At 33.5% G+C, this 11,529-nt stretch carries 13 protein-coding genes; 3 read left to right on the forward strand and 10 right to left on the reverse strand.

The genetic code is table 11. From position 1 onward, the window contains the following. Window positions 1-2: 2 nt before the first annotated feature. Together AC1M36_RS09330 and AC1M36_RS09335 are read right to left on the reverse strand one after the other, a co-directional pair. The gene (locus tag AC1M36_RS09330) at window positions 3-623 is read right to left on the reverse strand and encodes an NAD(P)-dependent oxidoreductase (RefSeq protein WP_336453697.1); all 621 of its coding nucleotides are present in this window, start codon (window positions 621-623) and stop codon (window positions 3-5) included. Window positions 624-735: 112 nt separating this feature from the next. Beyond that, on the reverse strand, window positions 736-915 hold the full coding sequence (locus AC1M36_RS09335; protein WP_479845789.1) for a hypothetical protein: 180 nt from the start codon (window positions 913-915) through the stop codon (window positions 736-738). A 188-nt stretch (window positions 916-1,103) separates the two neighbouring features. Here AC1M36_RS09335 and AC1M36_RS09340 point away from each other — a divergent pair, with 188 nt between their 5' ends. Beyond that, complete coding sequence (locus AC1M36_RS09340) at window positions 1,104-1,889, forward strand: SDR family oxidoreductase (protein WP_336453698.1); 786 nt, start codon at window positions 1,104-1,106, stop codon at window positions 1,887-1,889. A gap of 415 nt (window positions 1,890-2,304) precedes the next feature. Then, complete coding sequence (locus AC1M36_RS09345; RefSeq protein WP_336453699.1) at window positions 2,305-2,682, forward strand: hypothetical protein; 378 nt, start codon at window positions 2,305-2,307, stop codon at window positions 2,680-2,682. A 657-nt stretch (window positions 2,683-3,339) separates the two neighbouring features. Here AC1M36_RS09345 and AC1M36_RS09350 read toward each other — a convergent pair. Together AC1M36_RS09350 and cls are read right to left on the reverse strand one after the other, a co-directional pair. Continuing rightward, the gene (locus tag AC1M36_RS09350) at window positions 3,340-3,798 is read right to left on the reverse strand and encodes a spore coat protein (RefSeq protein WP_336453700.1); all 459 of its coding nucleotides are present in this window, start codon (window positions 3,796-3,798) and stop codon (window positions 3,340-3,342) included. A gap of 32 nt (window positions 3,799-3,830) precedes the next feature. Further along, window positions 3,831-5,015, reverse strand: coding sequence for a cardiolipin synthase (gene cls / locus AC1M36_RS09355; protein ID WP_336453701.1), 1,185 nt, complete (start codon window positions 5,013-5,015; stop codon window positions 3,831-3,833). Between the two features lie 159 nt (window positions 5,016-5,174). On the opposite strand from cls, the gene AC1M36_RS09360 reads away from it, so the two are divergent. Beyond that, a complete protein-coding gene (locus AC1M36_RS09360) occupies window positions 5,175-5,261 on the forward strand; it encodes a YjcZ family sporulation protein (RefSeq protein WP_000505094.1) in 87 nt (28 codons plus the stop codon). A 129-nt stretch (window positions 5,262-5,390) separates the two neighbouring features. Here AC1M36_RS09360 and AC1M36_RS09365 read toward each other — a convergent pair whose 3' ends face one another. The 6 genes from AC1M36_RS09365 to AC1M36_RS09390 form a co-directional block, all read right to left on the reverse strand. Beyond that, window positions 5,391-6,260, reverse strand: coding sequence for a TIGR03943 family putative permease subunit (locus AC1M36_RS09365; protein WP_336453702.1), 870 nt, complete (start codon window positions 6,258-6,260; stop codon window positions 5,391-5,393). Window positions 6,261-6,263: 3 nt separating this feature from the next. Beyond that, on the reverse strand, window positions 6,264-7,160 hold the full coding sequence (locus AC1M36_RS09370) for a permease (RefSeq protein WP_336453703.1): 897 nt from the start codon (window positions 7,158-7,160) through the stop codon (window positions 6,264-6,266). 199 nt (window positions 7,161-7,359) lie between these two features. Then, entirely contained in the window at window positions 7,360-8,301 is a 942-nt protein-coding gene (locus AC1M36_RS09375) for a magnesium transporter CorA family protein (RefSeq protein WP_336453704.1), read from the reverse strand. A gap of 184 nt (window positions 8,302-8,485) precedes the next feature. Continuing rightward, on the reverse strand, window positions 8,486-9,865 hold the full coding sequence (locus AC1M36_RS09380; protein WP_479845790.1) for a putative polysaccharide biosynthesis protein: 1,380 nt from the start codon (window positions 9,863-9,865) through the stop codon (window positions 8,486-8,488). Between the two features lie 96 nt (window positions 9,866-9,961). Next, on the reverse strand, window positions 9,962-10,564 hold the full coding sequence (gene uptA, locus AC1M36_RS09385) for an undecaprenyl phosphate transporter UptA (protein WP_479845791.1): 603 nt from the start codon (window positions 10,562-10,564) through the stop codon (window positions 9,962-9,964). A gap of 187 nt (window positions 10,565-10,751) precedes the next feature. Then, complete coding sequence (locus AC1M36_RS09390; RefSeq protein WP_479845792.1) at window positions 10,752-11,369, reverse strand: NUDIX hydrolase; 618 nt, start codon at window positions 11,367-11,369, stop codon at window positions 10,752-10,754. Between the last annotated feature and the right edge of the window lie 160 nt (window positions 11,370-11,529).

The following is an 11,529-nucleotide window of genomic DNA, read 5'->3' on the forward strand; positions in this document are numbered from 1 at the left end:
TTTTAATATGCAATACCTACGCGGCTATTTTCATATACTTGTTCTTTGATTAAAGACCACGCAAAACGCGCCGTATCTCCTACCGTAATTTTCGATCCATCCAGTGGTAACATATTTATCTCTGTCCGGTATGTCCCTGTTTCTTCACCATCAACTAAATGTGTAGGACAAACAACTGTCCAGCATAGTCCACTATTTTTTAATGCTACATAAGCTGATAAATGATCCTCAGCAGCTATTGTACTTCTTCTTTTTGATTCATCCGATTGAAACCGATATATCTTCGGATTTGTTCGTGCTTGTAAAATGCCAGCAGTTCCTATTGTAATAATCCTTATTATCTTATCTTCTTTCATATGTTTTATAATACTAGGCATACTGTCCGATAAGGTTCCATTCCCATCAGTTCCAAGAGCACTTAAAACGATATCAGCCCCCTTTAACGCTTTCTTCACATCATTTTCCTGTAATACATCCCCTTCTACTATATGTAGATTGTTATGTTTTACTACAAGCTTATTTTGATTACGAACTAATACTGTGACATCATGTGAATCTTTTAATGCTAGTTTCATTAATTGTGACCCAACTCTTCCAGTTGCTCCAAATATGCATATTTTCATCTCTCTGCTCCTTATTCTCTATTTCTCTCTATTTTTTCTCAAAAATGAAAAATATACAACTAAAAAAGCTTCCTCATCACTTGAGGAAGCTCCACTATACAATACTATGCTATTATTTTTTTTCCTTTGAATCTGAAGAATTGCTATCTTTACTCGTTTCCTGATCTTTCTTTTCATCTTGCTGTGTTGTTTCTTCATCTTTTTTCTTTTCATCACCATTATTATTACAACCTACCAGAAATAAAGAGCTCGCAAGTGCCATTACAGTTAAAGATTTAACCCATTTATTCATTTGCTCATCCCCCTTTTGATAGAATATGTACAATCTCATATTACTTCTCTTTTTTGAAGGAAATATGAGAAAAGAGTAAAGATACGGTAAATGTTTGTAAATTTTCTGATAACACAAACCTTATTTTTTTAATTTCGTAGTGTTTTAACATATAATAAAAGTACTATAAAACAGAAAGGTTGATACATATGGAACTTGGATTAGCTGGAAAAACTGCTCTCGTTGTCGCTTCTAGTCAAGGGTTAGGAAAAGCAATTGCTACGGAGCTCATAAAAGAAGGAACAAACGTTATGCTGCTGAGTCGTAATGAAGAAAAGTTAGCATCTTTACAAACAGAATTAATTACGCTTAATAAAGGTACTGCCATGTATACAGTTTGTGATGTTACAAATAAAGAAAGCATAAAACAGGCGGTAGAACATACTGTACAAACCTTTGGTACAATTGATATTTTAGTAAACAATGCTGGCGGTCCTAAGCCTGGTACATTTGAACAATTAACAGACGACGATTGGTACAATTCATTTGAACTCAATTTATTAAGTTACGTTCGTATGATTCGTGAAGTACTTCCATATATGAAACAGCAAGGCGGCAAAATTATTAACATTGCTTCGTCTTCTATTAAAGAGCCTATCCCTGGACTACTATTATCAAATACATTCCGCGTGGGAATTACAGGTTTAGCAAAAACGTTAGCATCTGAACTTGCTCCATATAATATCTTAATTAATACGATTGCTCCAGGGCGTATTGCTACAGATCGTGTTGCTTCTTTAGATAAAACAGCTGCCGAAAAACGTGGAATTACGGCAGAAGAGATTCAAAAACAATATGAAGCGATTATACCTCTTGGAAGATACGGCCACCCTAGTGAATTTGCAGCATTTGCTACCTTCCTTGTATCCGATGCAAATACATACATGACCGGACAATCTTTCCTTGTTGACGGTGGAATGGTAAAAAGCTTATAATTTTTAGCATCATCCCGTAACAATCATACTTTAAAAACAATAAAAATACGACATTCTTTATGCGAATGTCGTATTTTTTAACTTATCCTCACAATTTTGTTCAAAATAAGCGATCCATTCTTTACATTCAAATCCCTAATACTAAATTGTGCCTATTCAATATCAAACAACGCACCAATAATCAGAAATACTTTTGTAAGAGGCTTATTACGTATCTTGATCTTACTCCTTTACTTTCACTAAATCGTTCCTTTATACTTCAGATAAAATATAAATCATTAAGACACATTATGTAGATTGAAACTGTAAATTCTAACTACAAACCCTTTTTATCCCCTCTATCGATTTTCATTGTTTTTCACTATATCAAATCTGGCCTCAGCCTATTAATTAATTTAGAAAGAAGGAATGAACTTTGAAAAATAACATAGTTGACGTTTTAGATGCGGATCTTAAGAAACAAATTGAAAATGAAATTAAAGGTATGACATTCACTAAAAATTTCCGATCTCCTACCGCAGAAGAATGGTATATATTTTTACCTAATTTTAAAGACCCTCTAACAGGAGGGGCACCAGGAAAAACAATCATCCATTATAATCTTTATGATACACAACATATTTTTATTAATACTACCATTATTTTTGATGATCCATCTTTACATAAAAAAGAGCTACATCGCCTCGTTTATGCAATTTCAGATGAAATTGTGAATCGCCTTGTTGGATATGCCAATACTCTTCTATCTGTCCATTCAGGTGAAAATTCATATAACGCAGAATATAAACAATAATATAATCTAGACGAACTTAAGACATCAACTTGACAGGATCCTATCAAGTTGATGTCTACTTCGCTTTAGATGCCTCACATCTTGTTATCGAACAAATTCTCTATACAAATCAAGTACTAAACATAATCCAGATTTAAATTAGCACTTCACCATACCTTAAGCTACTGTTTACATTTTCTCTTTCATAAAACACAAATCACTCTATAGACAGTCACCTAATTCCTCCTTATTTAATACTTTAAAATACTAATATAAGTAGGATTACTATCTCTATCTTTGTTAACTCGCTTTATATTCTTTTACATAGCTTTCTAGTTATGAGGTGAACCTGATTCATACTTGTCCACATATTGATTCGCAAGTTTTTTAATTACCTTCGTAACATCATGTTCTTTGATTTCATGCCTAGCTACCATTTCACTACCTACAACAATTTCAACTATAAATATCTCTTCATATTTTATTCGCCTTACCCCTTATTTTTTGATTACTGAAAAAAACGACTTTCTTCATATATTGCATCAAATGTACTATTTACTATTATTTTTTTGAATTTTACATTTAATTACAAATCCAGATTTACAATCAAATAAAAAAAGAGAAGATCCTCTTCTCTTTCATTACAATTTATAATTCGTATTTTATTATATACTTTCTTTAAGCATGTTTTTCATCCTCAAATATACTCTCTATCTTATATTCTTTTTTCACAACATATTGCCATACGCTATATGCATAACGATTCATTTTAACGAAGCAACTTTCCAGAAAAAATCGAAACTCTGGATTCGCAACTTCTACTGCAACTTGAGCGAACCGAAGTGCTAATCTTTTTAAATTTGAAATATAGGCAATAGCAATTTCGGTATCACTTTTACCAGTGTTTCTCATAGATATATTATTTTGGATAAGGGGAGATTTTAGTTGTTCACAAATAATATGCTGTACATTTTCACCCTCTTGAAAATTCACCTGTTCATTGTAAGCTTGTAAAATATACGGTAAATGTTGTTTTAATATATCTCCTAACTCTTCATCTCTCACCTTATTCATACACTCACCGATCATATAAATTACTTCATAACTACACTTCATTAATTCTTCCATACATCTCATACTATAGCTCCCCCTTTCTTCTAAATATATGCCTATAAATAGAAAGCCAGAACATTTGCCGCCTTTGCTAAAAACCAATCCCAACTACTAATTTTGTCAAAATCTTTGTCTGTTAATCGTTTAGAATCATGAAAATCCTTTTGTAATTTCCCCCATACTTCCGCAACAACTGCTTTATCATAGATAAAACAGTCTGACTCTGTATTTATATAAAAACTACGCATATCAAAATTTGCTGTCCCTACATCAGCACTTATATCATCAATGATTGTCACCTTCCCATGAAAAAAGCCCTCTCGATATTGATAAATTTCCGCTCCAGCATCTAGCATCTTTTTTAAATGTGGATAAGCAGCTTGTTTTAATAACAGTGCATCACTTTTAAAAGGGACAAGAATCTTTACAGCAACTCCACGCTGTAATGCCTCTTGCAAAACACTTATCATTTCTTTTCCTGGTACAAAGTATGGCGTTGCAATGACAATTGACTTTTTAGCCTGCTTCAATAGTGCACTATACTCTTTCCAAAATCCTTTTCCATCAGAAAATATATACTGATATTTTGCACTTCCTTGTATAGAAGCCCCTTTATATAAAGAAAGCTTTTCACCAGTATCCGCATGCCAATCTTCTGCAAATTTCCGCTCCATATCAACTGCTCCATCTCCTTCAATACGCAGTTGATAATCACGCCATCTCCCGAATTTAGGATCCTTTCCGAGATACTCCTCTCCAATGTTAAACCCACCAATATAAGAAACTTTCCCATCAATCACTGCAATCCGGCGATGATTACGTTGATGCAGTGAATAAAAAAGATTCTTTAATTTAGGTTTTTTACTAAAAGTAAACTTAACACCCTTTTCTTTTAAGCGTTGAATCACCTTTTTCTTAATTTTATAGCCACCAATTCGGTCCACCGATAATTTCACATCTACACCACTTGCTGCTTTACTCTCTAATAGGTGTAAAAAATTGCGACTCACTTCATCCTTACCTACAATATAAAAATGAACATAGACATACTTTTGGGCACGATTTATATCTTCAAACAAGTTTCGATTCAAATCTTCCCCGTTTGTATACAATTGAAAATTACCATGTCGAATTTCTGCTTTTTCAAGTCCATTAGTCATTTTCTTCCCCATTTCTAGATCGATGTTCATCCATATGAATACCCCTATGATACATAACAAGATAGCTATATATTTTTTCATGGATAAAACCCTTTCTTCAAAAGCCGTTATTTCTATATCTTTCCTTTTTCTTACGTTAACATACAAGAAAAATCCACAATTTCGTGATATATGTCCATGTCAAACAAAAGTGAATTTGCATATTGTATGTTGTATCTTACAATAAAAGGAGGAAATAAAATGGGCTTCGCACATGGAAATGGATTTGCGTTACTTGTTGTACTATTTATCCTCTTAATTATCGTCGGTGCTGCTTGCTTTTGCTAATTAGCTCCTCTAAGGCGATATGTAGATGAAAAAACTATAAGAGCGGACACCTAAATTTAGGTGTCCGCTTTTCATTACATGTCAATTATAAAGTTAATAACGTTGCAATAAAAAAAGAACCGATTATAATCAATCGGCTCCCCTAAATACATATTGTTCTTTCGGCTGTTCCACTTTATTCCACTTTGTTACTTCTAAAACCGGAATATTTGCGTGGAATGGTTGATAAAATTCAGTTGAAATTTCACCTTCTACTTCAATCCAATCATCATTTTTCCATTCTACTTCCTCTGGTTTTTTCACCAGCATACCATATACACCTGAATCGGCTACGCAATGAATAATGCCAAAGCGGAATAAGAAATATTGCTCTTTCTTTGCAGAAACATCTCTGAAGACAAATCCTTTAAAAGTAAGTTTCTTTCCTGTAAATTCTCCAGGATAATTATAGATTGTTTCCATTCCTTTTAAGAAGTTCTCATCATTTAAAGCAACTTTATCTTTATTTACAAATTGCTTTTTCCCTTTCTCCATTACATCTCTGTATCCTTCTTTCGCATAATAAATACTCGTATCCGGTCTTAGAAATTGTCTTCTCATAAATGGATCTTGACTATCCGGCTGTGAAACTGGAAAATGAAACCCTTTTGCTTTCACAATATCCGAATCTAATGTCGCGATTGGAAAGAATAACCCTGTAATAATAGGAAAACAAAATAAGGTATAAGAAAAAGTACGTTTCCACCATGTATTTTCATCTTTTGAATGATCATGTCCACAGTGATTATGGTCACAGCCACAAGCATGCTCTTCTGCTTTCTCCCCGTGTTCTTTTTGGAACACAATAATAATTTGAACAATCGTTAAAAACCCTAAAATGATTGCAGCAGTTGTTGATAAATACGAATACTTCATATTAATATATTTCGTTATATTTCCAGAAATATGAAGTTGCGCTATTAAAATTGTAAAACCGAGTAAAATATATGCTCGAAACATAACCTACCACCCCATCGCATAAATGAGTAGTGAGCTTGCATAAACAACGAGTGTGACGGTAACAGTCACAACAATTACAAATCGCGTTTTAAATGTCGCAAGCATCATAAACATATTTTTAATATCCACCATCGGTCCATATACGAGGAACGCGACAAGTGACGCTGTTGAAAACGTACTTTGGAACGAGGAAGCAATAAAAGCATCCGCTTCTGAACATAGAGATAAAATATATGCAAGTCCCATCATAACCGCTGTTGAAGAAAATGGACCTTGTCCAATTGCGAGCAGTGTTGAAGTTTGTACAAAGGTTTGAACTGCAGCAGCAATTAAAGCTCCCATAACTAAGTATTTTCCCATTGAGAAAAACTCTTCAACCGCATGTGTACAAACATCCCACATTTTTTTACGCAGCGGACGCTTATGATCCACTTCTGGGAAATGTTCATCACGTAGTTGATGATCTTTAAACATAAACGATAATATAAGTCCAACAATAATCGCTACAATGATAGCAACAATGGAACGATACCATACCATATGCATACTACTTCCAAATGCAACATACGTTGCAAATAATACAACCGGGTTAATAATTGGCCCTGTTAACATAAATGCAATTCCAGCATATGGCGGGACACCTTTCCCAATTAAACGCCTTACAATCGGAACGATTCCACATTCACAACCTGGAAACATCATGCCAAGAAAAGTAGCCAATAATACAGACAGAAATCGATTTTTTGGCATCCATTTTGCCACCATATCTTCTGTCACAAACATTTGAATGAATCCTGAAATAAATACACCAATTAGCACAAATGGTAGTGCTTCAATTAAAATTGAGATAAAGATCGTATTCATTTGCAGGAATGCTTTCGGTAACTGAAACAATTCCATGATGTATTTCCTCCATCTTTTCATTAACAATATGTAATTTTAACCTCAATTCATTATTTGAACAAGTCCTATACAAATTTAATAATAAAAATACAGCGCCTGCCCTTTATACATATTTCTTATGTAAAAAAACTTTATTATAGCAAAAAAGCTGCTCTAGCGCAGTTTCACAACTATGCTAGAGCAGCTTTCTTGAACGTTAAAAATAACGTTTTTTCCAAAAAATAAACGCTAAAGTGCAAGATAATGTTGCACATATAATCATTACAATTATAAAACCATGCGGATTATTACCAAGTGGGATTTCTACGTTCATTCCGAAAAAACTCGAAACCATCGTCGGTAGTGACAAGATAATGGTAATGGAAGTTAAGAGCTTCATGACACTGTTTAAGTTATTTGAAATAACTGAGCTAAACGTATTCATCATACCACTTAAAATATTACTATATATTTCAGCCATCTCAATGGCCTGTTTATTTTCAATTAGTACATCTTCTAATAAATCTTGATCATCTTCATACATTTTAATAAACGTATTATTACGCATTAACTTTTGAATAACAATTTTGTTTGCTTTTAAAGATGTTGTAAAATATACTAAACTCTTTTCAAGTCCTAATAATGTAAAGATTTCTTTATTTTTCATCGACTTATTTAACTCGTGCTCTAAGTCGATTGTTTTTCGGTTAATTTGTTTTAAATATCGTAAATAATAAGTAGAAATCGTATATAAGAGCTGAAGTGCAAAACGAGTCTTTTTAAAAGTATAAAATTCTTTAATACGTTGATTAATAAATCGCTCAAAAATCGGATTTTCTTCTAAACAGATTGTAACGAAACATTCCGGCATTACAATCATACCAATTGGGATTGTATCGTATATTGAATTTCCTTCTTCATCGTGCCTTACTGTGGGAATATCAACGATAATTAATGCATTATCGTCCTCTTTTTCAATCCTTGATCGTTCTTCATCATCCAAAGGGTCTTTAATAAAATCCAATTCTACATTCAATGTTTGCACGAGAAATTGAATTTCTTCTTCTGTTGGATGGAGTACATTAATCCAACAACCTTTTTGAATTTCCTCTATTTCTTGTAGTTTTCCGTTTCGGTCTGTTAAATAAATATTTAACATACTATCACCCCGATTCTTTTTACATGTGGGAATCTACCTCACTTAAACAACAGTTTTTGAACCGCTATTTTCAGCATATGAAACAAACGTTCAAATTTCAATAGAAAATTATTTTGAAAACGCTTTTCTTCACAATTTCTTTCAAAATAGAAAAAGACAGAGATTGCTCTGCCTTTTCGAAAGCTCATGTTGCCTTTATAACATATTTAGAAAGCATCCACAAGTTAAACGTCACTGAAACAGTGTAGCCTGCATATGTTGAGATAATAAAACTGGTATAGTCAAAATGCGGCAATAATACAATATTTAGTACGACCTTTACTATAATTCCTAAGATTAAACCTAGAACTGTTTTTTGTTGCTGATTAACCCCTTGCAACATCGCAGCAGTAACTGTAAATAACGAAAACAATATACATGCTGGTGCATAGTACTGTAAGACCACACTTCCTACACTTGGATCATTTCCTATTCCAAATAAAAGAGTGTAGATAGGTTTTGCTAATGTCATCATTCCAATTGCTGCCGGAATGGTAATCCCTACAACAAGTAAATTTGTTTTCGTAAAATGTTTATACAATAATTGTTCATTTCCAGCTATATAAGCTTTCGTCATCTCAGGAACAAGAGACATACTAAAAGCTGTTGCAACAGATACAGGAATCAGTACAACCATTTGGACAAGCCCAATAATCGCATTTATTTTTTCTGCTTCACTTTGTACATACCCTATCTCTATTAACAGTTTATTGATTGTAAACGTATCAATTGTTTGATACAACGGAATCGCTAGTCCAACAGCAACAAATGGGATTGAATACGTAAATAGCTCTTTATATAAAGCAAAAAAAGACTTCGTTGTTTGCGGAATACTTGCAACCTCTTTTTGTTTTAAGTATTTCCGCCTTTTCATATAAAACCCAATCAAAACAGTCAATCCCGCTGCCGCTCCCATAAATGCTCCAAAAGTTGAAACTCCAACAGCTAACGAAACAGATGCTTTCAAAACATGCAACACAACAAAGCTTCCTATTAAAATTGTTAACACACGAAAAAACTGTTCCACAACTACACTAGATGCTGACGGTCCCATAGATTGAAACCCTTGAAAAAAACCACGTAATAAGCTCATCACTGGTACAATCAATAAGGCAAAACTAACAATTTGAATATTGTACGTAACAGCAGTCATACTATTACCAGTTTGATCACTTCCATCAATCACTAGCTTTGCAAGATATGGAGCTAACATATAAAGAACTAGAAATGAAACAGTTCCCATAAAAATCATGAAAAACATTCCACTTTTCAACACCCGTTTTACCGTATGATAATCATTTAGCTCATCATATTTTGAAACCATTTTAGAAACAGCAAGTGGCAATCCCATCGTTGCAATACTTAACATAATTGTATATGGCCGATATGCGTACGTATATAATACATATCCGCTCGTACCAACCATTGCCGTAAACGGAATAACATATATAAATCCGAGCATTTTAGATATCATCGTTGCCATCGTTAAAAATAATGTTCCACGTAAAAACGGTGATCCTTTCATTTCATTCCTCCGCTACGCTTTATTACTACACATTATGGACAACTTCTTTATTTTAGAACTAAAACACATGAAAAAAAGCCAATGGAATCATTGACTTTAACGAACTGTTTTTCTCTTTTTCAAAACTTTCAAACCGAAATAAAGTGCTATAAAAAGTACTGCTCCAATAATTATGTAATGCGTATAATCCGCTGCATATTCTTTAATATGACGCCAGTTTCCACCTAGTTTTTCTCCTAAATAAATAAAGAGGATTGACCATGGGATAATCGCAACTACTGTATATACTGTGAAGAGTTTTAATGGCATTTTCGCTAATCCTGCTGGTATTGAAATGGCATGACGTACAATTGGGATAAAGCGAGCAGAGAATATTACTCCCGCGCCATAACGTTTAAACCAACTTTCAGCTACATCTAAGTGATGCTTGTTAATCAATAAATATTTACCATACTTTTCAACTACTGGACGTCCTCCGTAATACCCTAACCAGTATAAAAAGATTTGTGCGAATGTACCACCAATTGTACCGGCGATTACTGCACCAATGAAACTTATTTTACCTTGCGCGACTAAAAATCCAGCATAAGAAAGGACGATCTCACTCGGAATGATTTCAATCATTAATCCTAAGGCAACACCAAAGTATCCTAAACTTGCAAAAAATTGCAACAACTGCTCTATTAAATTCGCTAACATTTGCTTTCCTATCTCCTTTTCTGCTCACATACCTTCCTATTATCCCACAAAGATTTATGTATGCCAATATATTCCTCGTTCTCTACCAAAAATATGTACACCTCTTTATAAATATACCAGACATAAGGAGAGGAAAAAAAGAGATTTACATACGATGAAATGTGCTAAATCTTACCTTTACATCTTTTTAATCAAGTACAGCATTTTTATTTCTATCTTTCATACAAGCAAACATTTCTCTAATTTGCCACTCTGTATTTCTAGCTGTCGATAACTCTGGAATTTCCTTTTCACCAAAAAAGTTTACTTCCTCTGTTTCAATACTTGTTTGTTTTTCCCCTCCAACAATTTCACAACCAATGAATATTTTATATACATGTGTTGCTGCTGGCGATGGAAAATGCTTTTCTTTATCAAATACCGCTAATAATCGAAAATGGTCAACTTTATAGCCCGTTTCTTCCCAAACCTCTTTTGCTGCCACTTCTGTTGGCGTATAGCCAACGTCCGCCCATCCACCAGGAAGAGCCCATTTCCCATCACTTGTTTCTTTCACAAATAATAATTTATCATCCTTATATACGACAGCCCGAATATCTACTTTCGGTGTTTGATAACCTGTTTCATTAGCAAATAATTTCTCTACCACTTCCCAATCCGTCTTCGTATAATGAGACATCATAGTAACTGAGAGATCACGTAATTGCCCAAAACGTTCAATATCATACACATCTTTTGAATACGTTAAACCCGCCTGAGCAATGGCTTGTATTTGTTTTACCCAACCGATCCATTTCACTTCCATATTCTCACCATCCTATAAATAATACAATGTTTTCATTTATTTATTTCACCTACACAAATAGTATCCTATTCACGAAAAATTTAAAAGAAATAAAATATCTTTATAAAAGTTTAGTATTTTTTATAATGAAATATATTAATCTATTTTGATTTCCCGACAT

The organism is Bacillus sp. Medicinal_06 (assembly GCF_056711665.1).